The sequence below is a fragment of the Roseibium sp. ROS1 genome (assembly GCF_054658215.1).
Genome location: NZ_BAAGIG010000001.1, coordinates 1,396,223 through 1,423,222 on the forward strand (window position 1 = coordinate 1,396,223; position 27,000 = coordinate 1,423,222).

Sequence of the window (27,000 nt, forward strand, 5' to 3'; positions counted from 1 at the left end):
TTACTCCGCAGCCGGCAGGATCCGCCGGGACATAGCTGCCTGGGCGGCATAGTCTTCCTGCCAGTTGGTCGGTCCGTTGGACAGGCTGACCTGAACCGCCGTCACCTTGTATTCCGGACAATTTGTGGCCCAGTCGGAGAAGTCGGTCGTGATGACATTCGCCTGGGTGTCCGGATGGTGGAAGGTGGTGTAGACGACGCCGGGGCTGACCCTGTCGGTGAGATGGGCCCGCAAGGTGGTTTCTCCGGAACGCGATGCCAGCTTCACCCAGTCGCCTTCCTTCAGTCCGCGGTTTTCCGCGTCATGCGGGTGGATTTCCAGAAGATCCTGATCGTGCCAGATAACGTTGTCGGTTCGCCGGGTCTGGGCACCGACATTGTACTGAGACAGGATACGGCCGGTGGTCAGAAGCAGCGGGAAGCGTGGCCCGGATTTCTCGTCCGTCGCCACATATTCGGTGACAATGAACCGGCCCTTGCCACGCACGAAACCATCGACATGCATGAGCGGCGTGCCATCCGGCGAGGCTTCGTTGCAGGGCCATTGCACCGACCCTTTTTCCTCCAGCAGATCGTAGGTCACACCGGCGAAGGAGGGCGTGGTTGCAGCGATTTCAGCCATGATTTCGGACGGATGGCTATAGGTCCATCCGGCACCCATGGCGTTGGCGAGCATCTGGGTGATCTCCCAGTCGGAATAGCCGTTGCGCGGCGCCATCACCTTGCGCACGCGGTTGATGCGGCGTTCGGCGTTTGTAAAGGTGCCGTCCTTTTCCAGGAACGTGGAACCGGGCAGGAAGACATGGGCGTAGTTGGCGGTCTCGTTCAGGAAGAGGTCGTGAACAATGACGCATTCCATGGCTGCAAGGCCGGCCGCCACATGCTTGGTGTCGGGGTCCGACTGGAGAATGTCCTCGCCCTGGCAATAGAGCCCCTTGAAGCTGCCATCGACAGCGGCATCCAGCATGTTGGGGATGCGCAAGCCCGGCTCGGCATCGATCTCAACGCCCCAGATGTCCTGGAAGATCGCGCGGACGTCCTCGTTCTTCACATGGCGGTAGCCCGGAAGTTCATGCGGGAAGGAGCCCATGTCGCAGGAGCCCTGGACGTTGTTCTGGCCGCGCAGCGGGTTCACGCCAACACCCTTTCGCCCGACATTACCGGTGAGCATTGCTAGGTTGGCGATGCCCATGACCGTGGTCGAGCCCTGGCTGTGTTCCGTCACGCCGAGGCCGTAGTAGATCGCGCCATTGCCGCCGGTCGCGAACAGGCGGGCCGCCTTGCGCAGCTCTTCCGCCGGAACGCCGGTCAGGCCTTCGCTGGTTTCCGGGCTGTGGCGCGGATCGCGGACGAAGTCGGCATAGGTCAGGAACTCGTCCCAGTCGCAACGCTCGCGAATATAGTCTTCGTCGAAAAGACCTTCGGTAACGATGACATGGGCGAGGGCGGTTACAACGGCAACGTTTGTGCCGGGACGCAGCTGCAGATGGTGGGACGCCTCGATGTGAGCTGATTTCACCAGGTTGATGCGGCGCGGGTCGATAACGATCAGCTTGGCACCGGCGCGCAGACGCTTCTTCAGGCGGGAGGCAAAGACCGGGTGACCGTCGGTCGGGTTGGCGCCAATCACGATGACGACGTCGGTATGTTCGACGGAATCGAAATCCTGAGTCCCTGCAGAGGTCCCAAAGGTCTGGCCAAGGCCGTAGCCGGTCGGCGAGTGGCAGACACGGGCACAGGTGTCGGTGTTGTTGTTGCCGAAGACCGCCCGGGTCAGCTTCTGCACCAGGAAGGTTTCCTCGTTGGTGCAGCGGCTGGAGGTGATCACACCGATGGACTTGCGGCCGTGCTTTTCCTGCAGGCCGCGCAGGCGGTTGGCGGCGAAGCTGAGGGCCTCGTCCCAGGAAACTTCCTGCCAGGGTTGATCGATGCTGTCGCGGATCATCGGGTTGAGGATCCGGTCCTTGTGGGTCGCATAGCCATAGGCGAAGCGACCCTTGACGCAGGAATGGCCGCGATTGGCCTTGCCGTGCTTGTAAGGCACCATGCGCACCAGTTCGTCGCCGTTGAGTTCAGCCTTGAACGAACAGCCGACGCCGCAATAGGCGCAGGTGGTGACGACGGAACGTTCCGGTGTTCCCAGTTCGATGACGGATTTTTCCTGAAGCGTGCCGGTTGGGCAGGCCTGCACGCAGGCGCCACAGGACACGCAGTCGGAAGACAGGAAATCGTCGAACGCTGCCCCCGGCGAAACACGGCTTTCAAAACCACGGCCCTCGATGGTCAGGGCAAAGGTGCCCTGAACCTCTTCGCAGGCCCGCACACAACGCGAGCAGACGATGCATTTGGCCGGGTCATAAGCGAAATAGGGGTTGGACACATCCTTCGGGATATACTCCGGGTTCGGCCCAACAGAGGTACGCTGTTCGAAGTGGTTGCGGCCCGGCTCGTAACGGACATCACGCAGGCCGACCATGCCGGCCATGTCCTGCAGCTCGCAATCGCCATTGGCAGCGCAAGTCAGGCAGTCCAGCGGATGGTCGGAGATGTAGAGTTCCATCACGCCCTTGCGGATCTGCTTGATCCTGGAGGACTGGGTGTGAACGACCATGCCCGGCGCAACCGGTGTGGTGCAGGAGGCAGGTGTGCCGCGCCGGCCCTCGATTTCGACCACGCAGAGGCGGCAGGAACCGAAGGCGTCAATGCTGTCCGTGGCGCAAAGCTTGGGAACCTGAAGACCGATTTCAGAGGCCGCGCGCATCACCGAGGTGCCTTCCGGCACCGTGACCTCGAAGCCATCGATGGTCAGTGTGACCGGAGCGCCTTCCTTTGCCGGAGTGCCCATGTCGCGATCGTCATGGATGTTGGCGAGATCCGTCATTCGGCGGCCTCCTTCTGGCGGGCAAAATCTTCAGGGAAGTGGATAAGGGCGCTCATGACCGGATAGGGCGTGAACCCACCAAGGGCACAAAGCGAGCCGTCTTTCATCGTGTCGCAGAGATCCGTCAGGAGGTGGACAGCCCCTGCATCGCCAGCATCGATCCGGTCGATTGTCTCGACACCGCGCACGGCGCCGATCCGGCACGGTGTGCATTTGCCACAACTTTCCACAGCGCAGAATTCCATGGCGAAGCGGGCCATCTTCAGCATGTCCGCCCTGTCATCGAAGACGACAATGCCGGCATGTCCGATGAGGCCACCCTGGCCGTCGAATTCTTCATAACCGAACGGCGTGTTGAACTTGGAGACGGGCATATATGCCCCGAGGGGGCCGCCAACCTGGACAGCCTTGACCGGCCGGCCACTGGCGGTGCCACCGGCAATATCGTTGATCAGCTCACCCAGAGGCATGCCGAAAGCGGTCTCGAAAAGACCGCCGTAGCGGACATTGCCTGCGATCTGGATCGGCATGGTGCCCTTGGAGCGGCCGAGGCCGAACCCGGCATAGAACTCCGCGCCTTTTTCCATAATGACCGGAACAGTTGCCAGCGAGAGCACGTTGTTGACGACGGTCGGCTTGCCGAAGAGGCCTTCAAGCGCCGGCAGCGGCGGCTTGGCCCGCACGATGCCGCGCTTGCCTTCCAGGCTGTTGAGGAGGGACGTTTCCTCACCGCACACGTATGCGCCTGCACCAGTGCGTATTTCCAGGTCGAAAGCCTTGCCGGACCCGAGAACGTTCGTGCCGAGCAGGCCAGCCTTGAGACCGATCCTGACAGCGGCTTCCATGACTGCGATGGCGTCCGGATACTCGGAGCGAATATAGACGAAGCCCTTTGTAGCCCCTGTGGCGAGGCCGGCGATGATCATGCCTTCGATCAGCGTGAAGGGATCGCCTTCCATGAGCATGCGGTCGGCAAAGGTACCGCTGTCACCTTCGTCCGCATTGCAGACAATGTATTTGCGCGCCGAAACTGCCTTGCGGACCGTGTCCCACTTGATGCCCGTGGGAAACCCTGCGCCACCACGGCCGCGCAGGCCGGAGTTGGTGACTTCCGTAACGATCTCTTCTCCGCCGAGAGCAAGAGCGCGTTTCAGGCCGACAAGTCCGCCATGGGCTTCGTATTCGGCGAGGCTGAGCGGATCGATCAGTCCGCAACGGGCAAAGGTCAGCCGGGTCTGGCGGGCGAAAAAGGGGATGTCTTCCACCGTGCCGAGACTTTCCAGCGTGCCATCCAGAAGAGAAGGAACGTCTTCGGCTGTGACGGCGCCAAAAGCCTTGCGGGTGCCGTCGGTTTCAATTTCGACAAGCGGTTCAAGCCAGACCATGCCACGGCTGCCATTGCGCACCACGGTGACATCGAGACCACGGTTGCCGGCTTCGATTTGAATTGCTGCGGCAACTTCATCTGCACCCAGTGCCTTGGCAGCGCTGTCGAGGGGAACGAAGATCTTCATGCACCGGCCTCCTGGAGGATACGCGTCATGCGATCTTCGGTGACACGGCCGATGACCTTGCCGTCGACCATCGCGGCAGGGGCGCAGGCACACAGGCCGAGACAGTAGACAGGTTCGAGAGTGACGGCACCGTTGCGGGTTGTGCCGTGCCAGTCCAGGCCGAGTTTGGCCAGAACCGCCTCGCCAAGGGCTTCGCCGCCGACGGCCTGGCAGGCCTCTGCCCGGCAGATCTTGACGACGTGGCGCCCGGCGGGGGCCTTGCGGAAATCATGGTAGAAGGAGATGACGCCGTGAACTTCCGCCTTGGACAGATTGAGCGCCTCTGCAATCAGCTCGACCGCTGCCTGGGGCACATAGCCGAATTCCGCCTGCAAGCCGTGCAGCATGGGCAGAAGTGGACCTTCCAAGGTAATAAAATCTTCCATCACGGCCGAGATCTGTTCGGCCGTGGGCTCTCCCGTCGCATACGGCATGCGCGTCCTCCCGTATATTTCGAGGCGCATCACACCATTAAGTTTGATTTGATATCAATAATGATTTTCCGTTGATCGATTGGAAATCATGATCGAACATCATTTGACCGTTTCGGCTAACTTCCGGTCAGACCTCGGAAATACGCCTTGCTTCGGACAGAAGAGCCCGCAAAACCGGGGTGTGCGGTTCGCGATAGGGGGCCACGAGGCCGACAGTGTGACCGGTGTGAACGCCGACAAGAGGGATCGTCTTCAAGGGTTTTCCGGCTGTCAGAAATTCTGCGAGATCCGCTGGCAGGACGGTTATCCAGCCGCCGTCCAGCACATTTGCCACCAGCACGACCGTGGAATTGGACTCGATCCGGGCTTCCGGCATGATTCCGGCTTCACCGAAATGACGGTTGATGATCCGCCGGTTCTGCATGTCGGGCGTCAGAAGGCAGATCCGTTCCTCGGCCAGCTCCTTCCATTTGACCGACTTTCTGCCCGCGAAGGACGAAGCTTCATTGCAAACCAGCATATAGCTTTCATTGTAGAGCGGTTCGGTGCTGACCCTGCCGGTCGGTTCGTTGTCGAGGTAGGAAATGCCTGCATCGATATCGAGGTTCTCCAGCATCGACAGGATTTCCATCGAATTTCGCGACAGGATGGTGAAACGCACGTTCGGGTGCTTGTTGCCGAACCATGTCGTCAGTTTGGCTGCCCAGGTGAGGGCGGTCGGGATGACGGCTATGCGCAATTGTCCCGTCAGGCCGTCGCGGGAGAACCGCATCTCCTCGCGCAACTGTCGGGCGTCCCCCACGATCTGTCGGGCCCAGACCAGGGCACGCTGGCCTTCCGGTGTCAGACCGCCGAACCGGGAGCCTCTGAAAAACAGCTGAACACCAAGCTGATCCTCAAGCTGCTTGATGCCGGTCGAGAGTGTCGGCTGGGCGATGCCGAGGCTTTCGGCCGCACGGCCGAAATGTTCTTCCCGGGCCACGGCGAGAAACATCTCCAGTTTTTCGATCATCACAAAGGCTCCGAACCGGTCAGTAATGGGTAGGTCCATGCTTCATGACATTTGACCAGGAGAATTGAAAGTGGCGTTTTCAATCAGAATTTTCGATCGATGTCTGCTCGTAGCTGCCCACGCCAGGTTGAACAATCTCGCTTGCGCTGCCGCCACCTGCTAAAGGTTGGCCATGAGTGGCACGGTCAGATTTGAAAAATGGCATCACCGGATCGACACAGCGGAAAATGCGCTGATCTTTCCGGATGGTTGCCGGGATGTGCTGGTGGTGCGTGAGCAGGGCAAGCGGGAAAAGGTTCTGCTGACGGACCTCGATTTCCAGCCGCGCATCGCCGAACTCGCGGCCGGGACGCATATCACGGGGTTCCGGTTGCGCCCGGGTGGCGTCGTTGAGGACGAGGTTCTTCAGGCCATTGAACGCGACTGCGAACGAGTGGAAGACATCCTCGGAAACGCACTTGACGAGACCAATGACCTGGATGACGTGATCGTTGCCCTGACGTTGCCACAGTCGACCGTCGAGCGGGCATCGAAACAGGCAGGCGTGTCGGTGAGAACGTTGCAGAGGCGGTTTCGGGAGCAGGGCCTGCCACCACCTGAATACTGGCGCTTGCTCGCACGAGCGCGCAGGGCTGCAGGACTGCTGGCGACGGAGGTGCCGTTGGTGGAGATCGCCGCTGTGTGCGGTTTCAGCGATCAGGCCCATATGACGCGCGACCTGCAGCGCTGGTTCGGACGGTCACCGGCGCAATTGCGCCGGGACCCTGATAGCCTGTTGCTGTTGTCTCAACCAGCACTGGGCAACTGGATCGGCGAGCAGATCTCCACGAGGTAGCCGAAAGGATCGCTCACATAGGATGTGATCTGCCCCCAGGGTTCCTCGCGTGCATCCTGCAACTTGTTTGCACCGGCGGCGACTGCACGGGCAAGGGAGGCTGCAACGTCATCCGTCTCGAACGCCAGTTCGAACACAGGTGACTTCGGGTTGGGGGTGCCGGGTGTCTTTCCGAGCTGGTTCATCAGTGCTTTGGATGAGAACGCGAGCTTTGTCTCGCCCGTCGCCAGTTCGCCGTAGTCTCCGGATTCATGAAGGAACAGACGTTCCAGTCCGAAGGCCTTCTCGTAAAAGTCGAGAGCGGCGGCGACATTCTCAACGTAGAGGATGGTGTATCTCAGAATCACTTGGGTCTCCCGGTCGGTTGGTTTGGCGCCAGCCATAGAAGGTTGGTGCAAGGCCGTCTTGAAGGATCACGACATCAGGGCCGATTGTCAGTCTGCCAGGATGCCGGCCAATAGCTTGCGGGTCGCGGCTTCATACGCTTTCCTGTCACCGCCATTTGCAATTGCCAGCGCCGCGCGGTCGAACGCGGAAGAGAGCAGGTCCGCCAAAGGCTCCAGGGGGATATCTTTCAGTGCACCGTGATTGGCTGCATGCCGCAGGCCTTCCAGAAGCGTGGCACCGCCGGTCTGGCGATCGATCTCCGCCATTTCCGACAGCCCGAGCACCGTCGGTCCTTCCAGCAGCATGATCCTTGCGCGGCCCGCAACGGACATGGCCGAGAAATAAGCGCTGGCGCCGGACATGAAGGCGTCGAGCGGTGTCTGGCCCGTGTTCGTCTGGCTGTTGATTTCCGCCGCGATCGCTTCCGATTCCTGGTGGACCAGCGCCCGCATCAGGTCAGCCTTGTCGGCAAAGTGATGATAGAGCGCGCCGCGGGTGACGTCTGCCGCCTTGACGATCTCAGGTGTTCCGGTTTCCGCATAGCCTTTTTCAACGATCAGCGCCCTTGCCGCATCCAGCAGGGCCTTGCGCGTTTCCGCCCGCCTTTCCGCCTGTGTACGGCGTTCACCTGACTTCTCGGAGTTTTTGCCTTGCATACATGCAGCCTGTATGTTAGTTGAAAAATACATACAGACTGTATGTCTTTTTGTTGCGATTGGAAAGCCTCGGAAACAGCCGGAGGCCGGATGGAACAGGCAATCCACATCCGAAACTGGCGAGGAACAGGAGAAAAACGATGAAATGCACCCAGTATTATCCGGTCCTCATGACCGACAAGGTCGCGGAGACTGCCCGGTTCTATTCGGAAAATTTCCGCTTCAAGCCGATGTTTGAAGCTGACTGGTACGTGCACCTGCAGTCGGAGGAGGACGAAAGCGTCAATCTTGCGATCCTCGACCAGAACCACGAAACCATTCCGGAAGCCGGTCGTGGCCGGGGCGCAGGAGGGCTTCTGATCAATTTTGAGGTCGAGGATGTCGACGCGGTTTATGAGGTCGCCCAGGCGAACAGGTTACCCATTCTGCAGGTGCTGCGGGACGAGGCCTTTGGCCAGCGCCATTTCATCACGTGTGATCCGAACGGAGTGCTGATCGACGTGATCAAGCCGATCCCGCCCAGCGAAGAGTTCCTGAAGCAGTTCGCCGCTGAAGCTGTGCCTGCCTGACGCGTCGACAGTCATGCCGGTGAATGCGTCCGGAGTGACGGAAGTCTCCCACTGCTGTGATCCACTTCGGAGTAGGCCGGCATGAAAGAGGCGTGGCTGGAAACCCGGCCACGCCTCATCATTTTCAAGACTGACTGTTGATGCGTCAGGAAGAAACCGGCGGACAGGAGCTACCCTGTTCGGCGCGCGACTTCAGACCTTGAAGGCTCTGCATCGTGTTCGGGTTGCCCGGCAGAACGAAGCTCTGCTCAAGTGCCGTGCGCACGTTGTTGATCACGGCAAGATCCTGAACAGCCAGCGTCTGGCAGGGCGTTCCGGTGAAGCGAACCCGGATGCGGATCACGCGCTGGCCGTTGTCGGACGGGCCGAATTCGGAATCGAGCGCTGGGTTCGCGCCGGTCATCGGGCGTTCCAGAACCACCATGTTCGGCTGGTCCTGCAGTACGACGGTGCCGCGTTCCTGGGCACTGGAGACCAGTGCGGACCGCACGCTTGCCGGATCGGCTGCGATATTTACCGATTGCGCGCCGGCCGGCACGTCCAGCCTTGGCTGATCCGGCTGTGTGGGGCGCTGAGAGGACCCGGACTGGCAGGCGGCAAGAGCAAGAGCGCAAAAAGCGGATAAAACGATACGTCGCATGGGCAGTCCCAAGGTTAAAATGGTCAACTTAAGAGCCGGTCTAGAACACGTCTTCACAAAGCACAAGAAAACTGCATGTGACCGCCACCATCTTCTGCCAGTAAACTGACATAACACTCCTAACGAAGCCTTGTGGCCTCACGGGGGCAGGGATTTCAATCGGTGAAGGTCAGAATGTATCGCCTGTCTTGAAACCGCCACCACCAAAACTTCCACCGCCTTTGAAACCACCACCGCCGAAGCCGCCACTGCTGCCGGACCGTTTGCCGGAACTTCCGCCAAAGCCGCCACCGAAGCCTCCCATGGACTTGGGAAGACCCGAACCGTTGGGGAACGCGACCTGGCGTCCCTTCGGTTTGCGGCGTTTGTGCGAACGCTCCGCGCGGGCCCAGTATTCGGCACCGGTAATCGCACCCTTGACCAACTCGCCCAACAGGACGGTCGTCAGCTTCTCGTCAGAGAAGGTGGACTCCCAGCTGCCATAGCCGCTGGAACGGAAACGCTTGATGACGTCTGCAAGTTCCGCGCGGCGTCGACCAATATCGCGTTGCAGTTCCCTGTCCTGACGGATCTCGCGTGTAACCTGGTCGATGCGCTCCTTCAGATCCTCGATCCGCTGAACGATTTTCTCGTCCTCGGGCGAGGGGGTGTCGAGCGCGGCGCGCCACAAATCCTTGAGGTCATCCGCCTGCAGAGAAACGGACAGATGTTCCTCCGCCTTCTGGAAGTCGGTGTCTTCCCCGCTGGAAAATTCGGCGAGGGCCGAGGACAGCGTTTCGATCCGCCTGTCCAGATTGTCGAGTTCTCCGTCGATACGGTCGATGTCCGCGCTGAGGGTTTCGATGGTGCCGACAAGATCCGTTCCGGCAGCGTCGGTCATCGCATTGCGGCTGAACTCCGCGAGCTTGTCCTGTTCTTCCAGTGCGATTTCGGCACAGCGCTCCGCATGGCGCGCCATGCGGTCCGGAATGCTGGTCAGCATGGCAAAATTGGCACGGGCGTCGTTGAAGCCGACAAGGCCGGCCACCCATCGGTCGAGCGAGCGCACAAGACCGCGGTGCGCGTACGCCGGTGTTCCGAAACCGCGTTGCCACAGATACATGAACAGCGGATCGGCCTCATAGGCCTTGCCTTTTTCCTTTCGGTCCTTTTCGGACGTAGCCGCCTTGGAGGCGGCTGCCTCCGCAGTCGCCAGAGCGGCTTCTGTCTTCTCGCGCTGTGCCTGATAACCGGCATCGCCTTCCAGACGGCCGTCGACAGCCTCCATCAATTCGTCCATCTGGTTTTCGGCGGCATCACGCATGCTGTCCAGCTCGACGCGCTTCTTCTGCAACTGGCTGCGGTCGCTTTCGCACTGGCGCAACTGGTCAGTCAGGACCTTGTAGTCAGCATTGCGCTTGTCGAGAAGTTTGCGGGCTTCCCGCGCGGCACTGTCGAGGCGTGTGTTGAGTGCACCGGCACTGTCGGTATCCAGTCGGAACCGGGCAAGGTCCCGGTAGGCTTCACTCTGGCGTTCCTGCAGGTCCGTCAGGGCGCGGGTCGAACGCTCGATCCGCTTGCTCAGCTCGGCTTCTTCACGGCGCAAATCGGCAAGCGACTGCTCGATGGTGCCCAGGGTCTGGCGTCCCGTCAGCATGCCGGTGCCTCCCGGTGAGGCGGTGCAATCCTAACCGCTACCATTTCGTAATCGCTCCGTCCTGAACGCCGCTGCGCCATTTGATATCCAGCTCTCCGCGCCGCTTCTGCCCCAGGACACCTTTCTGCACGATGCCGTCTTCCATCTTGTCGCGGCGAACGGCGTTGTAGATGGTTTCCGAAACGCGCTGGCCCCATTTGTCGACAAGTTCGGCCTCGCTGCTTTCCTCCGATACGATCCTGCGCTCCAGGATCTTGCCGTCCGCGTCCACGGCTTCGACCACGATGTAGTAGTTCTCGGTGTCTGGATTGGATTCGGGAATGCGGGAAACGCCGGTCGGCACGCCTTCGCGGGAAATGATCCGGACCTCGAACACCTCCTGCAGCCGTCCGGCAAGATCGCGCAAGTCGGCCTCCGCCTTGAAGGCTGCCTCGTTGTTGCCGTCCGAAAGGGCAAGGTTGCCGTCGGTGGCCAGACGTGCGGCGTTGGCTTCGATTTCGGTATTTTCGGTCAGGGAATCGATCCGCCCGACCAATTCGGTATAGGTCGCGGGCAGGGCCTGAAGCCTTGCCAGCAGGTCCGCTTCCGCACGTTGTGCCGGCAGCTTGACGATGAAGTACCAGGCCGCAACGCAAACGATGACGACAGCAACGACCGCCGCCAGCCATTTTGACCAGGTGCTGCGCGAGATGTAGATCATCGCCAGGGTGCGCTGGAAGCCTGCGGAAGGTGGAGAATAGACGAAGCGGTCGCGCTTCAGGTCCTCGACACCCGCCTTCAGGATATGGTCCGGAACATCGATGCCCTGGGACGCATAGACCTGACGCAGCCGTTCGATCATGGCGGCATCGCGTTCATCGGTCTTCAGCTCGCGGGCCACCTGACCTTCTTCATGACGCAGCGTGTCGACCACGTCCATCGCCATCATCAGATCGTCAAGCGGGGCGTCGGATTTGCTTGCCATGAATGCATGTCTTCTTGAAAAAGGGCGGGCCGGAGGGTCCGGCCTGCCGGATTATCGTCAGATCAAAGGGCCTTGCCCTGGGCGGTCAGCTTGGCAAGCCGCCGCTTGCCGTCTTCCACGGCGTTGCGGATTTCCTCGGAATTCTTGGTCGACATCTCGCGCATTTCGTCGATGATTTCACGCGACTGCACCTGGAAATTGACGACGGAGTCGACAAGCTTCTTCACCGAGGCTGCGGCAACGGTCGGTCCATAGCCGGCTTCGAGCGCCTTTTTCTGCACTTCGTCGCCGATGTCCGCCAGCGTTTCCAGGCTCTTGTTGATGCCGTCCTTCATGGCGTTCAGCGTCTCGGTGCTTTCGTGCAGGCCCTGCAGGCCGGTGAACGAGGCGTTGAGTGCGGTGAGAACGGATTCGTTGGTGGAGAAGAAGCTGACCGACTGGGCGTAAACGCGCTCCTTGGCGTTGGTTGTCTGGACCAGGCGCGCCATGATGACCTCTGACGTGTTGTAGCCGATCGTCAGGTTGTCGGAGAGGTCCTTGGCGATCTGATACCGCTTTTCCTCGTCCTGCATTTCACGCAGCTTCTCGTCGCGTGCCAGTTCAAGGCGTGCCTTCTGCGCCGGGTCGTCACCGGTGTAGGCTTCGACTTCGCCGGAGGCAGCTTCAAGGGCACCCTTGGCAGCGTCCAGTTTGCCGGTTGCGATATTCAGCAGTTCCAGTGCGGTGACTTCCGCCTGTTTCAAGGCACCGCGGAAATCGCGATAGGCTTCCAGAATGGTCTGTTCCCGCTCGATCTGGTCCTTGGTTGCCTTAGCAACGTCCTTGTAGGTACCCCGGATATCATCGAAACGATCGGAAATGGTCCCGCGGCGGAAGTCGCGCCACTTGTTGGACAGGTTCTCGGTGAAGGAGATCTTGCCGTCGGCAAGCTGATCGACGAGCGCCTTCGCGTCATCGCGGATGGAATTGAACGCCTCGGTGATCTGCTCGTAGCGTTCGCCGATATCCATCTGCTGAACCTGCGAGCGAACAACCTCGTTGAAATTGGAAGCCTGGGCCAGGGTCCGGGTGATGATCAGCACCTTGTCGGGAGAAAGATCGGTGATCTGTTCCAGAAGGGCGTTGATCGGTGCATCCTGCTCGCTTTCCGGCGTGATGCCGATGTCGCGGAGGGTCGACAGCGCACGGTCGAGGTACTGAAGCGGGGAAATGCTTCCTGCCGGAGCCGTTGCAGTCTGCGGGGTTTCAGGGGTTGCCGCGTCTGTCATGTCTGACCTCCTTGAAGGACGCGGCTTGTTTTCAGGTATTTTGCCGCAACGTCCTGTTAACGTCATAATTTCGCATGTTAGGGCAGGCTTACGCCGCTCTGTCAACGGCTTGGCACGCATTTCGGGCCAAAGCCGGGCAGCCTTGAAACCTGCCAGAGCCTTTCCTTAGGCCCGTTTTGCGACAAATGTGTTTCCATGGTGAAAGATCTGCCGAAATTCGCAAATAAGCTGATTGTTCGAATCGGACCGCGGATGGATGCATATGCCTTGAAGCCCACCTGGCTTCCTAGGCAACGTGGTCAGTCTGCGGACCGGAACCGGGCCTTGTCCCAAAAGTGATGGCGTCTTCATGAAGTTTCTCAAGTGTATCCTGCTGGTTCTTGCCTTATCCATCACTTTTGCCGGCGGCATGCCGGCCGGAACGCTGTTTGCCCAGGAAGCCGGGCAGGTTCCGCCGGAGCCCCTAGCGCGGTCGGCCGAATTGTTCAGCCGGGCGGCAACGGCGCTGGAAGAAAGAAGCATTTCTCCCAAGACCCTCGATCAGCTCCGGTCTCAGCTCGTTGAGGTTCGGGACGCCAGCGCGGAGATCATAGATCGCGGGAACATTCGGGCGAGCGCCCTGGAAGCCCAGCTGAACAGCCTCGGTGCACCGCCTGCAGACGGGCAGAAGGAAGCTGAAGAAGTTGCTGCAAGACGTCTTGAGCTTACCAATGCGCTGGCGGCCGCAAATGCACCGGTCCGTGTGGCCGGCGAAATCAACAATCAGGCTATCTTCTACATTCGCCAGGTCGACAGGCAGCTTCGTGCGCGGCAATTTTCGACACTGTTGGACAGGTATCCTTCGCCGCTTGCGCCGTCGACCTGGGCCGCGGGCTTTCAGGAGATCGGGGAATTCATAAAGCGGTTCGAACGTGGTGTGCAGAACGAACTGGCCCGCCCAAGCGTCTCGAAGAAACTGCATGAGACAGTGCCGCTTTCCCTCGGTCTGGCAATTTTCGGGATATTGTTCCTGACGGTTCTGCAGCATCCGATTTCGCGGGCGCTGAAGCTCTATTGCGAAAAGCCGGCCACCGGTGCAAAGGCGTTGATGCTGGCGGTGCTCTACAATGCCAGCTTTATCGTGCTTCCGACCATTGGTGCCGTCGCCCTGGTCTCCATCTTTCCCATTCTCGATATCTATCCGAACTCGGTTCGCACGGCGGTTATCGCTGTGCCGGTAATGGCTCTCGTGATGATCATAGCGAACTGGCTGGGGCACACGATTTTTGCCCCCGGACAGGATCGCTGGCGTCTCCTGGAGCTGGGGGACCGGGAAGCAAAACTCGGGTTGCGTCTCTGCCAGGGGCTGGGCGTCTTCATGGCCCTTGAAGTGGCGGTCGAGGCATTCGAACTCGATAACGCCTTCGGTACGGCAGCGATTTCGGTGCTCTCGGCTCCCCCCATTGCGATGGCGGCGGTACTGCTTTGGTCTCTGGCCAGCGTCATCAGGTCCAACAAGTCCGTGGAAAGCAATGCCGAGGAGAGCGAGCAGTCCGCGGAAGAGCCCGAAGAGGCAACAGTAAAGCCGCAGGAATCCGGCTTTCTGCTTTTCTTGTCGCTGCTCATGAAAACTTCCGCTGTTCTTGCCGTCTGCGTAACGCTGGTCGGTTATGTCCAGCTTGCCCGGGTGGCGATCCTGCCGGTGATCATGACGGTTGCGCAGCTTGGTTTCGGCTTCATGCTTTACCATCTCGTGCTCGTTGTCGTGAAAACGGCTATCGGCAAGCGGGAAGACGAACCTGCTCCGGTCCTCGTTGCCTTTGGGTTGATCTGTGTTCTGACACTGATTTTCGCGCCCCTGATCGCCATGACCTGGGGCGCACGCGGAACGGATATCGTCGAGGTCTGGTATCTGCTCACGAACGGCGTGCAACTGGGCGACATTCACCTTTCGCTGGACTCCTTCATCGTCCTGGTTGCCATTTTCGGCATTGGCGTTGTCGTAACGCGCTGGCTGCAGAACCTGCTGAAGGCGACCGTACTGCCGCAGACGCGGATGGACAGCGGTGCGCAGAACGCCGTCGTCACCGGCACAGGCTATGTCGGGCTCACGCTGGCGTCGCTGATTGCGATTTCCACCGCCGGACTCAACCTGTCCAGTCTTGCAGTCGTCGCCGGTGCGCTATCGGTCGGTATCGGTTTTGGTCTCCAGACCATCGTGTCCAACTTTGTCTCCGGCGTCATTCTGCTGATTGAACGGCCTATCAAGGAAGGCGACTGGATCGAGGTCTCCGGACAATCCGGCTATGTCCGCAAGATCTCTGTCCGTTCAACGCGCATCGAAACCTTCGACCGGCATGACGTCATCATTCCGAATTCGGACCTGATTGCCGGCACGGTCAAGAACATGACGCTGACCAACAAGTCGGGCCGGCTCATCCTGCCGGTTGGCGTTGCCTATGGCAGTGATCTGGAAAAGGTAAAATCCATCCTGTTCGATGCGGCACGCGGACACAACACCATCGCACGTTATCCGACGCCGCAGGTTCTCTTCATCGGGCTGGGCGACAGCTCGCTGAATTTCGAACTGAGATGTTTCCTGAAAGACATCGGCAATGTGATGATTACCAAGTCGGACCTTTACTTCACGGTCTACAACGAGCTTGGCAAGGCGGGTATCGAGATACCGTTCCCGCAGCGGGACCTGCATTTCAAGGATATCGACCGGTTGGCGGCGGCACTTGAGCGCCGTCAGGCGCCGGAAGTGCCTCAACCGGTGGAAGACAAACCGTCCTGACAAGTCTGCCGGGCTTTCACTTCAAACGGATTGAAAGCCCGGCAGATTTTTTGGGTCCAGTTGGTTTCTCGAGAAAACGTGCCGTCAGACCAGTTCAGCAGCAATACGCGCGGCCAGGCGGGCATTGTTGCGCACCAGCGCAATGTTGGTGTCGAGGCTGCGGCCACCGGTCAACTCCAGGATGGCGCCGAGAACGAACGGGGTCACGTCCTTGCCGCGAACACCCTTCGCAGTGGCATCCGCAATGGCGGCATCGATATAATCGGTCATTTCATCCCGCGGGATCTGGTCGGCTTCCGGTACCGGGTTGGCGATCAGGACACCGCCATGATCCGGGAAACGGGACCGCATCTTCAGGAGCGAACCGATTTCGGCGGCCGAATTCAGGGAGTAGGGGGCCTTGAGACCACTGGCCCGCGACCAGAATGCCGGCAGGTCTTCCGTGCCGAAAGCAATGACGGGAACGCCCTTGGTTTCCAGAACTTCCAGGGTCTTGGGAATGTCGAGCAATGCCTTGGCACCGGCGGACACCACACAGACCGGCGTGCGGCCAAGCTCATCCAGGTCGGCGGAAATGTCGAAGCTGTCTTCCGCACCCTTGTGAACGCCGCCGATGCCGCCCGTGGCAAAGACCTTCAGGCCCGCCGCATGCGCTGCCATCATCGTGGCGGCGACGGTTGTCGCGCCGTAGCGTCCGGTGGCAAGTGCGAAGGTCAGGTCGGCACGTGAACACTTCATCACGTCCTTGGCCTGTGCCAGGCGGTCGAGATCCTCATCGGAAAGGCCCACCATGATCTTGCCGTCCATCAGCGCGATGGTGGCCGGAACGGCGCCTTCCGCGCGAATATCGGCTTCCACCTCACGGGCGGTCTCAACGTTCTTCGGAAAAGGCATGCCATGTGTGATGATGGTCGATTCCAGCGCAACGACCGGCTTGCCGTTCGCAAGTGCCTCGCGCACTTCATCGCTGTAAACGATCAGATCCTTGATGGCGGAGGGCGTTGTCGGAGTGGTCACGGCGTGTGCCTTTCTGTTTTCGTCCGGCAGCTCGGGCCGGGTCAATTCTGCGGGTCTTATAGGCGCAAGGCGGAGCAGCGCCAAGATTGGAATTTGTCCATATGGTCAAAAGTTGGCGAGGGCGTCCCAGGAGAGCTCTTCCGCGAGGGCGCCGGTGCTGCGCAGGGTCAGGGCTGCAGCTGCAAGGCCTATAGGGACTGCTTGCTTCAGGCCATAGCCTCTGGCGAGCGCCGCGACTGTCCCGGCGGTTAATGCATCGCCTGCTCCGGTGACATCGACGATATCTGTTTGAAGCGGTGCGAACCGGTGAAGTTTCCCGCTTTCGAGCACCAGCACATCAGATGCTGCGCTGGTCAGGACAAAACTCTTGAGGCCGGTCTGCGACAAGGCCGCCGCCAGGTCTTGAGAAGACGTGCCGCGGGAAAGCCCGGTAAGCGTGACCGCTTCGCCGCGGTTCAACATCAGGCAATCCAGTTTGGCGAGAACCCCACGCAGCCGGACTGCCTTGGCATCCGAAACGGCATTGGCAACAAGACGCCCGGGCAAGGCACGCCCCGTCAACCGGACCAGCATTGCAGCGGGCAGGTTGGCATCCAGAAACCAGATCGTATCGTCCGTCGCGTTTGCTGCAAGATCGGCAACGATACCGTCGAAGAGATCCTCCGGAGCTTCGGACAGAACACGGTCGTCAACGCAGGCGGCCGCAAGATCACCTGTCGGATTATGCAGTGCGAGGTACTGGCCCGTTGCGAAACCTTTCCGGGCCTTCACATGCAGCTCGAGCCCTTCCTGGCTGAGCTGGCGGGAAAGCATGTCGGCAGCGCCGTCTTCTCCAACCGCTCCCACGAGGCGTGTTCCAACCCCGAGCCGAACCAGCGCACGAGCAATGTTCGTGGCAACGCCGCCAGGCTTTGCGTTCAGCCTCGATGGGGTCGAGGTCTCGGGGCGGATCGGCTCGCTGGCATGGGCGATCGTATCGTAATGGATCGCACCGATTGCGATGACGGGGGAGGAGATGGCTGAAGTCACGTTCTGGACTGTCTCATGAAAAGCCGGCATCAGAACAGAAGCGTTCGATGCGCCGGTACTGGCAACCGTTGAAGAGGCGGGCTAGCAGATTAAGCGGGGGGCGGCAACGGGCTCTGTGAACGCATCGGTAAGAAGCATCCGTTGATAACATGAAACGACAGATCAGCGGCCAACGGGGCCGCTTTTCGCAGTCATTGTGCTTTTGTGCCGACGATGAGGCCATTTCGGCGTGTAGTTACTAATCTGCCTTGCAAGCTGTCGCTTTCCTCGCGCATCAGCTTTGCAAGATGCCTCTGTTGAGCCTCGGGCGCAGAAATGCCTGGTGGACAGGACAACAGGAACATCACCGCATCTTCTGGATCGGTGCACGTCATAGTGTCGGTCAGATCAAATCGCCGTACATCGTCGAAGAGCTCACCCACAAACTGCTCGGCATCATCGAGTGAGAACATTGCGGCCCCTGCATCAACGGGCCTGCCTCCAAATGCCTTGGCGCCAATTGAATGCAGTTCGCTCATATTTTCCAGCGCGTTTGTGCTTACGAACACCTGCCCGCCTGGGCGCAAGACACGTCTCGCTTCATGCAAGGCTAATCTTGGATCCTCTACGTGGTATAGGACGTGCAAAAGAAGCACCGCGTCAAAGGTCTCATCTAGGTGCGGCAGGTCGATTGCATCTGCCACCTTTGCGCTGACGACCTCAATCTTCTCCACCGTTGCCAGGTTCGCCGAGACCTCCTCAATCATGCCGGGCGAGGAATCTAAAAGAGAAAGACGAAGTTCGTTCGGCAGACGGTCTGCCTGGGAACGCCATATCCAGCCAGGACCACACCCGACGTCCAATACAGCCATTTTTGTTTGTAAGTTCAAATGCCCAATCAGCCAGCCAAACCAGCTAACGGTTGCATATTTCGCTTGAAACGAACCACGTGTCGCGAGATGGCGGGGCGTCGCGTAGTGGTGTTGAACTTCTTCACTTCGAGACGTGTCATTCATAAGAAGATCCTACGCTAATTATGGGTCTTTTTCCATAATGGGCTCTGCGCAGGAACTTGAACTGCAGTTGTTTTGAGCGGGCGGTTATTCTTGAACCGAACCATTGGTCGCATCGCGACTTCGGCAACAAAGTTGGCGCTCATCTGCCCCGGAAAGGTCATGCAGTTCCAGGCAAGGGCGTCGCCAGAGCCTAACCGACTGCAGCGGCGAGATTGGAAGTTAGGTCGTTACCCTTCACAAGGTTTTTGTCTTCGGGAACTTGGTTTATGTCTCTCATCGGATCTCGTTTTTAGAGGCCCAACATCTCGCGATCTGGAGATCTCAGGCCTCTAGGTTGTCTCGACTATCTAGACCCCACCCGACTTCCGCATCACGGCTTCTTCCTGGGCACGCTGTTTTGCGGCGATCTTTTCCTTGATTTCGGAGAGATCACCCTTGGGGGTTTTCGGGTTCCTGGGGTTGTTGGGGACCAGCTCAACGAGGACCGGATTGGGCGAGTGGTCGAGCGTAGCTCCCGAAACGCTGTCGACACCGACGCCGATAACGCCGCCGATCAGCACGTTGCCCGCCATGCCGGCGACGCCGCCGGGGGCAACCTTGGTGTTCACCTCGACGGTCTGGGTCTTGTAGCCTTCCTTGGAAACCGTAACGGTGAATTCCTGTTTGCGGGACACCTGGAGCGAGCAGGGGGACGTGTTGCAGGTGAGGCCGATGGACGTGGCGATCTGCGCTCCTTCCGGCGAAGCGTAGACCTTCACGGTCTCATTGGTGCCGCGTGTCGCGGTGGCGCAAGCCGACAAGCCAAGCGCAAGCGCCAGGCACAACAGTTTGTTTGTTTTCATGTAAATAGCTTCCCAGCCGAGTGAAACGAAAGTGGCGTAGACCTAGCCGAACCGAAATTCTTTGCAAATCTGTTTTTCAAGGTATGGTTGAAAGATGCGCTCACTGCCACCCGATATTCACGTGCTCTCCCTGCAAAACCAGCCTTTGTTTCTGGTTACGACCCGAATACTCTAGTCCTCCTCGGGCGTATGTTGGGTAGCGCCATAGGCTAGGGAAAGCTATATCCGAGTGTGATAAGCGCACAGAGGTGCGTGCACTCAATATGTGAATGATATTCAGTGATTAACCGATGAATTTGATAGTAGAGTTTGCTTTTTTTGTATGTTTTTTTCTGTTTGCAATCTTAGGCGCCGCAGCGGGAGCTAATTTTAACAATTTTCTTAGCGGAAAAAATGAAGACAATCTTATTTTCAACGCCATATCCTACATCCCGGTTGGAATTTTGAAGCTTCTAGGGGTGAGGCGAGGCCCTTTTAATACTTTTATTTGCAGTTCAATATTGACGCTTTGCGTGTTCTTTTTTGCCTGGGTTGTTCTGCACCCTTTTAGTTTGATTTGAATAGCCTGTTTAGCTGCAGTTGCCCAAAGAACTGCAGTTCAGTCGCTGGTTACCCTAAACCCAAAATTCGATTTTGAGGCATGGCACCAAAGGTCTTGGATAGGCTCAAACGCAGCATAAGCGGTTGTCTGAATATTCACCTGCATTACGAAATCCCCCCGACGCAGTTTCGACAATCAGCCAGATGCGCAGCTGCAATACCTCCATGGAGCTAGTGTATGCTGTGAGACGACGCGCATAGCGCAATGTGGTGATGGGGCGTCGTTTGTCTACGGCTATCAGTGTAGGCGCCGGTGATTCTGCCCGATCGCGGAATCACGGGATGTTCCGATCAATAGATTACGCTAGGTAAGTTTTAAAATCGATAAGTGAGAACATATTGGAAACAAACAGCCATTTTCATTTTAATACCAATCGGTTTTGCAGACTTGTCAAATGAGAACAAAATGTGTACAAAGGCTCTCATTGAAACGGCGCGTCCATCGTGGAATAAGGAGCGTAAGCCATGTCGCAAAGTACACTTCGTCTCGTAGAAAGCAGCCAGATGGATAAGACAAAAGCGCTGGACGCAGCGCTCAGCCAAATCGAACGCGCCTTCGGCAAAGGCTCCATCATGAAGATGGGTCAGGGCCAGGTGGTTGAGGTGCAAGCCGTCTCGACCGGGTCTCTCGGACTTGATATTGCGCTCGGGATCGGCGGTCTGCCGCGCGGCCGTATCGTCGAGATTTACGGGCCGGAGTCTTCGGGTAAAACCACGCTTGCCCTGCATGCGGTTGCCGAAGCCCAGAAGACCGGTGGTATCTGCGCCTTTGTCGATGCGGAGCACGCGCTGGATCCGATCTATGCGCGCAAGCTTGGCGTCGATATCGACAATCTGCTGATTTCCCAGCCGGACGCCGGTGAACAGGCACTGGAAATTGCCGATACGCTGGTGCGCTCCGGCGCCATTGATGTTCTGGTCATCGACTCGGTTGCGGCATTGACACCGAAGGCAGAACTCGAAGGCGAGATGGGCGACAGCCTGCCGGGCATGCAGGCCCGTCTGATGAGCCAGGCTCTTCGCAAACTGACCGCGTCGATTTCCAAGTCGAAGTGCATGGTGATCTTCATCAACCAGATCCGCATGAAGATCGGTGTCATGTTCGGTTCGCCGGAAACCACGACCGGCGGTAACGCGCTCAAGTTCTATGCCTCCGTCCGTCTGGATATCCGCCGTATCGGTGCGATCAAGGACCGGGACGAAGTCGTCGGCAACCAGACCCGCGTGAAAGTCGTCAAGAACAAGCTTGCGCCTCCTTTCCGTCAGGTGGAATTCGACATCGTCTATGGTGAAGGTGTCTCCAAGACCGGCGAACTCATCGACCTTGGCGTCAAGGGCAACATCGTTGAAAAGTCGGGTGCCTGGTTCTCCTACAACAGCCAGCGTCTTGGCCAGGGCCGGGAAAACGCCAAGCAGTTTCTGAAGGACAATCCGGAAATTGCCGATGAAATCGAACTGGCGATCCGCCAGAACGCCGGCCTGATCGCCGATGCGATCATCGATCCGGACGCTGCATCGGAAGAAGCAGAGGACTGATCCTCAGGTTCCGATCTCCGTCTGCAAGAGCTCCGGACGTTTGTCCGGTCTTCCAAGGGCCTCTTTCCGCACTCCGGAAGGGGGCCTTTTGCTTTTCGGGACCCGCAACGGAGCGAAATTGGAAGAGGTCAGATCCTGTCGGATCGATTGTCCTGCGCGTGAGGGCAGCCTTCATTCCGGAAATCGCGTGTTTCCCGGCAGCTTTCCGTTAGGTCGGGCCCGTGCAACCGCTGGACAGGGTTGGAGGTGAAAGTTAAAAGGCTGTTCCGGCGCGGATCGGCGACCCAGATCCAGCGCCTTCAAGATTTACAACAGGCCCTCATATGCGGGGCTGTGACCGATGCGAGATCCGAATGACCGGCGTAAATGAAATCCGCTCTGCCTTTCTGGACTATTTCAAGACAAACGGCCACGAAGTGGTCGAGTCCGGGCCGCTGGTGCCGCGTAACGATCCGACGCTGATGTTTGCGAACGCGGGCATGAACCAGTTCAAGAACGTGTTCACCGGTCTGGAAAAGCGCGACTATTCCCGTGCGGTCACGGCGCAGAAATGCGTTCGCGCCGGCGGCAAGCATAACGACCTGGATAATGTCGGTTACACTGCGCGCCACCACACCTTCTTCGAGATGCTGGGCAACTTCTCCTTTGGTGACTATTTCAAGGACCAGGCGATCGAACTGGCCTGGAACCTCGTCAACAAGGAATTCGGCCTTCCGAAGGACAAGCTGCTGGTAACCGTCTTTGCCGAAGACGATCAGGCGTTCGATCTGTGGAAGAAGATCGCAGGTCTCAGTGAAGACCGGATCATCCGCATCGCGACGTCGGACAATTTCTGGTCCATGGGCGATACCGGTCCGTGCGGCCCCTGTTCTGAAATCTTCTACGACCATGGCGACCACATCTGGGGCGGCCCTCCGGGCTCTGCGGAAGAAGATGGCGACCGGTTCATCGAGATCTGGAACCTCGTCTTCATGCAGTACGAACAGACGCCGGAAAAGCGTCTCGACCTGCCGCGTCCGTCCATCGACACCGGCATGGGCATCGAACGGATCGCCGCCGTCATGCAGGGCGTCCACAACAACTACGACATCGACCTCTTCAGGGCACTGATCGCGGCGTCCGTCAACGCAACGGGTGTGGAAGCGGAAGGCGACGCCACCGGCAGCCACCGCGTGATTGCCGACCACTTGCGCTCCACGAGCTTCCTGATTGCCGATGGCGTGCTCCCGTCCAACGAGGGCCGCGGCTATGTGCTGCGCCGGATCATGCGCCGCGGCATGCGCCATGCCCATCTTCTGGGGGCAAGCGAACCGCTGATGCACAAGCTGGTTCCGGCGCTGGTGCGTGAAATGGGCCGTGCCTATCCGGAGCTGAGCCGCGCTGAAGATCTGATCACCGAAACGCTGAAGCTGGAAGAAACGCGTTTCCGCAAGACGCTGGAGCGTGGCCTCGGCCTGCTCGACACCGCAACCGAAGGCCTTGAGGCTGGGGGGCGTCTGGATGGGGAAACCGCGTTCAAGCTCTACGATACTTACGGCTTCCCGCTGGATCTGACCCAGGACGCGCTCAGAACGCGTGACATTTCGGTTGATACGGATGGCTTCGATGCTGCAATGGAGCGCCAGAAAGCGGAAGCCCGTGCGGCCTGGTCCGGGTCTGGCAGCGCTGCGACGGAGGCAGTCTGGTTCGCGCTGAAGGAAAAGCACGGCGCCACGGACTTCCTCGGCTATGAGACCGAGACGGCCGAAGGTGTCGTTGCCGGTCTTGCAGCTGACGACAAGGAAGTTGCCAAGCTGTCCGCAGGTGAAAGCGGTTTCGTGGTTCTCAACCAGACGCCGTTTTACGGCGAAAGCGGCGGTCAGGTGGGCGACACCGGCTGGATGCTGGCCAATGGCGTCAAGGTTGCCGTGACCAATACGCAGAAGAAGGCCGAAGGGCTCTTCGTTCATTCGGTCACCGTGGAAGAGGGCGAGCTGGTTCCGGGCCTTGCCCTGGAACTGAAGGTTGACCATTCCCGCCGCAAGTCGATCCGTTCCAACCACTCTGCTACGCACCTTGTGCATGAGGCCTTGCGCGAGGTCCTTGGCAATCACGTCGCTCAGAAAGGCTCTCTGGTGACGCCGGAGCGCCTGCGGTTCGACTTCTCGCATCCCAAGCCGGTGAGCGATGAGGAACTGGCAACGGTCGAGAGCTTTGCCAACGAGATCGTGCTGCAGAACGCGCCCGTCGATACCCGCCTGATGGCAGTCGACGACGCTATCGAAGCTGGCGCCATGGCTCTGTTCGGCGAGAAATACGGGGACGAGGTTCGCGTCGTTTCCATGGGGACCGCTCTCCATGGCCCCAAGCAGGGCAAGCCTTATTCGCTTGAACTGTGCGGCGGTACACATGTGAAGCGTACCGGCGATATCGGTCTGGTGACACTGGTTTCCGAAGGTGCGGTTGCTGCCGGTGTTCGCCGGATCGAGGCGCTGACCGGCGCAGAAGCCCGTGAATATCTGGATGCCCAGGACAAGCGCATGCGCGAACTGGCCAGCCTGCTGAAGATCAGCGCTGATGATGTTCCGGCTCGCGTGGCCCAGCTGGTTGAAGATCGGAAGAAGCTGGAGCGCGAACTGGCGGATGCCAAGAAGAAGCTCGCCATGGGCGGTGGCGCGGAAGGCGGCACGCCGGTGAAGGACGCCGGCGCGTTCAAGCTGATGGCGCGTATCGTCGAGGGGATCAACCCGAAGGATCTGAAAGGCATGGCCGACGAGGCCAAGACCCAGCTCGGGTCCGGCGTGGTCGTTCTGATCAGCGTTGCCGAAGACGACAAGGCTGCCATCGTGACTGCCGTCACGCAGGATCTGACCGACAAGGTCAGCGCCGTGGATCTGGTGCGGATCGGTTCGGAAGCGCTCGGCGGCCGCGGTGGTGGCGGTCGGCCTGATATGGCGCAGGCCGGTGGACCGGATGGGTCCAAGGCCGACGCAGCCGTTGCCGCAATCGAGGCACACCTCACGGGGCTCTGACGGTTCTACAGGCAATCAAAATTGAAAAGGGCGGTCCCTTCAGGGCCGCCCTAGCTCGTTTAAGGCGCTCGGTCACTTCCCGGGTGAAATTACGCATATCCCTCCTTGGTCATCCCGGACGCAGTGAAGCGAAGATCCGGGATCTGGGGGCCTATTGCTCTCGGCATGGCCTCTTGAGGTCCTGCAAGGTTTGTCGCTCCCCGGTCCCGGCTCGCGCTTCGCTTGGCCGGGATGACGGATGGAGGGAGGCGTCGGTTGAGGTGGCCTGGTCAGGTCTGCCTCCGGCAGCCTGCCGGTTGGTTCAGTTCAGCAAAGCAGTCACTGCCAGGGCGGCGGCTGCGAAGAACGTCGAGACCAGCAACATTTTCAGCACGATGTGGTGAGGCGTGGTTTCTGCGGCGCGAACCTTGTCGGTGTCTATGGTCATGGTGTCCTCCTTCAGTTCGGTTGGCTATCCATGGAGATGGGGCCTGCGACAAAATTGCCCAATCACGTTCCGCTCACCCCTATGCACAGCTTCGTGCGGCATGGTGAGGGCTGTCCGCGTGGAGAGCTTTGTCGTAGCCTGTCTTTCGGCTATTCATGAAAACGCGAGCAAAATCAGAAACGGGGGGCTCGGTGTCCGGCCATGAATTCAAACGGGCGCTCTATGAGGTGCTTGAGGACACGGGCAAACGCCGCATCGGCGCGCGCGTGCTGCGGAACTTCCTGATCGTCCTCATTCTGATCAACATCGCGCTTGCGGTGCTGGAAACCGTGCCGGAAATCCGCGACATCCTGAGCACGCACCTGCGTCTGATCCAGTTGGGCAGCGGACTTGTCTTTCTGGCCGAATACGTCATGCGTCTTTACGTGGCCGATCTCCATCCGCCGCTGCGCCGTTACGGGCCGGTGTTTTCCAGGCTGCGTTATGCGATCCAGCCGGACGCGATCATCGATCTGATCGGGGCCCTGCCGCTGTTGTTCGTGGTGTTCCTGCCCAATCAGGCGGTCACGATGGTCGTCATCCTGAGGCTGCTGCGCTTCCTGAAGCTGGCCCGGTATTCACCGGCGTTGCGTTCGTTGATTTCCGCCGTCGGCAACGAGCGCAGGGCGCTGCTCGGATCGAGCATGATCATCTGCGGTGTCATCCTGATGGCTGCCACGTTGATGTATCTGATCGAGCATGACGACCAGCCGGAAAAGTTCCGCAGCATTCTGCACGGCATCTATTGGGCAATTACCACTGTGACGACCGTCGGTTATGGCGATGTCGTGCCGGTCACCAATCTCGGCAAGACGGTTGGGGGTATCGTCATGCTGATGGGCTACGGGCTGATAGCCTTGCCGGTCGGCATCATTGCTTCGGCCTTTGCCCGGGAAATCCATAGTCGGGATTTTGTCGTCACCTGGTCGATGGTGGCGCGCGTGCCTCTGTTCGAAGACCTGAAGGCGACGGAGATTGCCGAAGTTGCGAAGCTGCTGCAGTCGCTTCGCGTGCGCAAGGGCGGCACGATTGCAGAGCAGGGCGATGTTGCGGACAAGATGTATTTCATCGCCGACGGAGAAGTCGAAATCCAGCTGCAGCACGACACGGTCTATCTTGGAGAAGGCAGTTTCTTTGGCGAATTGGCACTGATCAATCAGACACCCAGAACCGCGAAAGTGGTCGCTTACAAGGATTGCCAGCTTCTGGTGCTGGAGGCGGAAGCCCTCAAACACCTGATGGACAGGGATGAGGGGCTGGCCAAGAAGATCATGGATGAAGCGCGCGACCGTGTGGCGGCGGGAAAACGCGTGCTGGGCGAGCTGGCGGAAGAGGAACTTCAGCAGTCGGGCGTGTTTGCATCTTCAGAGAACACCGACCAGGAGCCGGAGCTCTTCCAGGGGGACGATTCCAAGGACGAAGCCGACTCTGAAGATGACATGATGGAGGAAGTTGCCGGAACGCAGAAGGATCCGGCAAAGTAGGCCAGTCAGAAAGGCGTTCAGTAGGGTGTCAAGCCGCGGGGTACCTGGGCGTAGAGCGGATCGCCCTGCCAGAAGACATCTGTCGGGCCGACGACAAAGTCGACCAGGTTCCATCGGTTGAACTGGTAACGCAGCAAGGCGAAGGTGACGAGGCCATCCATATAGTCCGCCTGCGAGGCGAAAGTCGTGCGGGACAGGTCAATAGCGCCACCACCTGGGCGCTGCGGCGACACCTGGACGAAAGCCCAGCCATGGCCGGAACGCATCCAGTTGACGACGAACTCGACCGGCGGCCCCACCCTTGCCTCCATCATCGGACGCATTGCATCGAGTATGTCCTTGCGCTCGGCAGTGCCGCGGGAGGGCTCGTGGACGGTTTGTGCCGATGCTGCCAAACCGGCACACATCAG

At 59.3% G+C, this 27,000-nt stretch carries 22 protein-coding genes; 6 read left to right on the forward strand and 16 right to left on the reverse strand.

Annotation, left to right across the window (positions count from 1 at the left end; genetic code table 11):
- From fdhF to ACYQ6M_RS06350, 4 genes are all read right to left on the reverse strand, one after another.
- Nucleotides 1–2,844, reverse strand: a complete 2,844-nt coding sequence (gene fdhF, locus ACYQ6M_RS06335; RefSeq protein ID WP_460073197.1) for a formate dehydrogenase subunit alpha — start codon at nt 2,842–2,844, stop codon at nt 1–3.
- A gap of 32 nt (nt 2,845–2,876) precedes the next feature.
- Nucleotides 2,877–4,394 carry a formate dehydrogenase beta subunit gene (locus ACYQ6M_RS06340; protein ID WP_460072774.1) on the reverse strand — a complete coding sequence of 506 codons (1,518 nt, stop codon included), beginning with the start codon at nt 4,392–4,394 and terminating at the stop codon, nt 2,877–2,879.
- Nucleotides 4,391–4,867: a formate dehydrogenase subunit gamma gene (locus ACYQ6M_RS06345; RefSeq protein WP_055656660.1), complete on the reverse strand. Its 477-nt coding sequence runs from the start codon at nt 4,865–4,867 to the stop codon at nt 4,391–4,393. Before ACYQ6M_RS06345 ends, ACYQ6M_RS06340 begins: the two co-directional genes overlap by 4 nt.
- Before the next feature lie 127 nt (nt 4,868–4,994).
- Nucleotides 4,995–5,879 carry a LysR family transcriptional regulator gene (locus tag ACYQ6M_RS06350; RefSeq protein WP_031269215.1) on the reverse strand — a complete coding sequence of 295 codons (885 nt, stop codon included), beginning with the start codon at nt 5,877–5,879 and terminating at the stop codon, nt 4,995–4,997.
- 172 nt (nt 5,880–6,051) lie between these two features.
- Between ACYQ6M_RS06350 and ACYQ6M_RS06355 the strand changes: the two genes are divergently transcribed.
- Nucleotides 6,052–6,714, forward strand: coding sequence for a helix-turn-helix domain-containing protein (locus tag ACYQ6M_RS06355; protein ID WP_460072777.1), 663 nt, complete (start codon nt 6,052–6,054; stop codon nt 6,712–6,714).
- Here ACYQ6M_RS06355 and ACYQ6M_RS06360 read toward each other — a convergent pair.
- Together ACYQ6M_RS06360 and ACYQ6M_RS06365 are read right to left on the reverse strand one after the other, a co-directional pair.
- Nucleotides 6,666–7,061, reverse strand: a complete 396-nt coding sequence (locus ACYQ6M_RS06360) for a VOC family protein (protein ID WP_152506160.1) — start codon at nt 7,059–7,061, stop codon at nt 6,666–6,668. The two genes, ACYQ6M_RS06355 and ACYQ6M_RS06360, sit on opposite strands and share 49 nt — an antisense overlap.
- A gap of 87 nt (nt 7,062–7,148) precedes the next feature.
- Entirely contained in the window at nt 7,149–7,757 is a 609-nt protein-coding gene (locus ACYQ6M_RS06365; protein WP_289808640.1) for a TetR/AcrR family transcriptional regulator, read from the reverse strand.
- Between the two features lie 140 nt (nt 7,758–7,897).
- Between ACYQ6M_RS06365 and ACYQ6M_RS06370 the strand changes: the two genes are divergently transcribed.
- On the forward strand, nt 7,898–8,326 hold the full coding sequence (locus tag ACYQ6M_RS06370; RefSeq protein WP_055655157.1) for a VOC family protein: 429 nt from the start codon (nt 7,898–7,900) through the stop codon (nt 8,324–8,326).
- A gap of 145 nt (nt 8,327–8,471) precedes the next feature.
- On the opposite strand, the gene ACYQ6M_RS06375 is transcribed toward ACYQ6M_RS06370, so the two are convergent.
- The 4 genes from ACYQ6M_RS06375 to ACYQ6M_RS06390 form a co-directional block, all read right to left on the reverse strand.
- Nucleotides 8,472–8,966, reverse strand: coding sequence for a hypothetical protein (locus ACYQ6M_RS06375; RefSeq protein ID WP_023000797.1), 495 nt, complete (start codon nt 8,964–8,966; stop codon nt 8,472–8,474).
- Nucleotides 8,967–9,135: 169 nt separating this feature from the next.
- Nucleotides 9,136–10,602, reverse strand: coding sequence for an AAA family ATPase (locus tag ACYQ6M_RS06380; RefSeq protein WP_460072781.1), 1,467 nt, complete (start codon nt 10,600–10,602; stop codon nt 9,136–9,138).
- Between the two features lie 37 nt (nt 10,603–10,639).
- Nucleotides 10,640–11,566: a DUF6384 family protein gene (locus ACYQ6M_RS06385; RefSeq protein WP_460072783.1), complete on the reverse strand. Its 927-nt coding sequence runs from the start codon at nt 11,564–11,566 to the stop codon at nt 10,640–10,642.
- 62 nt (nt 11,567–11,628) lie between these two features.
- The gene (locus tag ACYQ6M_RS06390; RefSeq protein ID WP_023000800.1) at nt 11,629–12,834 is read right to left on the reverse strand and encodes a hypothetical protein; all 1,206 of its coding nucleotides are present in this window, start codon (nt 12,832–12,834) and stop codon (nt 11,629–11,631) included.
- A 349-nt stretch (nt 12,835–13,183) separates the two neighbouring features.
- Here ACYQ6M_RS06390 and ACYQ6M_RS06395 point away from each other — a divergent pair, with 349 nt between their 5' ends.
- Nucleotides 13,184–15,610 carry a DUF3772 domain-containing protein gene (locus ACYQ6M_RS06395; protein WP_460072785.1) on the forward strand — a complete coding sequence of 809 codons (2,427 nt, stop codon included), beginning with the start codon at nt 13,184–13,186 and terminating at the stop codon, nt 15,608–15,610.
- 84 nt (nt 15,611–15,694) lie between these two features.
- On the opposite strand, the gene ACYQ6M_RS06400 is transcribed toward ACYQ6M_RS06395, so the two are convergent.
- From ACYQ6M_RS06400 to ACYQ6M_RS06415, 4 genes are all read right to left on the reverse strand, one after another.
- Complete coding sequence (locus tag ACYQ6M_RS06400; RefSeq protein ID WP_353653771.1) at nt 15,695–16,627, reverse strand: pseudouridine-5'-phosphate glycosidase; 933 nt, start codon at nt 16,625–16,627, stop codon at nt 15,695–15,697.
- 105 nt (nt 16,628–16,732) lie between these two features.
- Complete coding sequence (locus ACYQ6M_RS06405) at nt 16,733–17,656, reverse strand: PfkB family carbohydrate kinase (RefSeq protein WP_460072788.1); 924 nt, start codon at nt 17,654–17,656, stop codon at nt 16,733–16,735.
- A 191-nt stretch (nt 17,657–17,847) separates the two neighbouring features.
- Nucleotides 17,848–18,651 carry a class I SAM-dependent methyltransferase gene (locus ACYQ6M_RS06410; protein WP_460072790.1) on the reverse strand — a complete coding sequence of 268 codons (804 nt, stop codon included), beginning with the start codon at nt 18,649–18,651 and terminating at the stop codon, nt 17,848–17,850.
- A 347-nt stretch (nt 18,652–18,998) separates the two neighbouring features.
- Nucleotides 18,999–19,493 carry a translation initiation factor 2 gene (locus tag ACYQ6M_RS06415; RefSeq protein WP_055655145.1) on the reverse strand — a complete coding sequence of 165 codons (495 nt, stop codon included), beginning with the start codon at nt 19,491–19,493 and terminating at the stop codon, nt 18,999–19,001.
- Nucleotides 19,494–20,558: 1,065 nt separating this feature from the next.
- Between ACYQ6M_RS06415 and recA the strand changes: the two genes are divergently transcribed.
- Entirely contained in the window at nt 20,559–21,629 is a 1,071-nt protein-coding gene (gene recA, locus ACYQ6M_RS06420; protein WP_031269221.1) for a recombinase RecA, read from the forward strand.
- Between the two features lie 353 nt (nt 21,630–21,982).
- Entirely contained in the window at nt 21,983–24,640 is a 2,658-nt protein-coding gene (alaS, locus tag ACYQ6M_RS06425; protein ID WP_460072793.1) for an alanine--tRNA ligase, read from the forward strand.
- Nucleotides 24,641–24,941: 301 nt separating this feature from the next.
- Here alaS and ACYQ6M_RS06430 read toward each other — a convergent pair whose 3' ends face one another.
- The gene (locus tag ACYQ6M_RS06430) at nt 24,942–25,067 is read right to left on the reverse strand and encodes a hypothetical protein (RefSeq protein WP_023000808.1); all 126 of its coding nucleotides are present in this window, start codon (nt 25,065–25,067) and stop codon (nt 24,942–24,944) included.
- Between the two features lie 191 nt (nt 25,068–25,258).
- Here ACYQ6M_RS06430 and ACYQ6M_RS06435 point away from each other — a divergent pair, with 191 nt between their 5' ends.
- Nucleotides 25,259–26,590, forward strand: coding sequence for a cyclic nucleotide-gated ion channel (locus ACYQ6M_RS06435; protein WP_460072795.1), 1,332 nt, complete (start codon nt 25,259–25,261; stop codon nt 26,588–26,590).
- Between the two features lie 17 nt (nt 26,591–26,607).
- Here ACYQ6M_RS06435 and ACYQ6M_RS06440 read toward each other — a convergent pair whose 3' ends face one another.
- A complete protein-coding gene (locus ACYQ6M_RS06440; RefSeq protein WP_209017890.1) occupies nt 26,608–26,997 on the reverse strand; it encodes a hypothetical protein in 390 nt (129 codons plus the stop codon).
- Between the last annotated feature and the right edge of the window lie 3 nt (nt 26,998–27,000).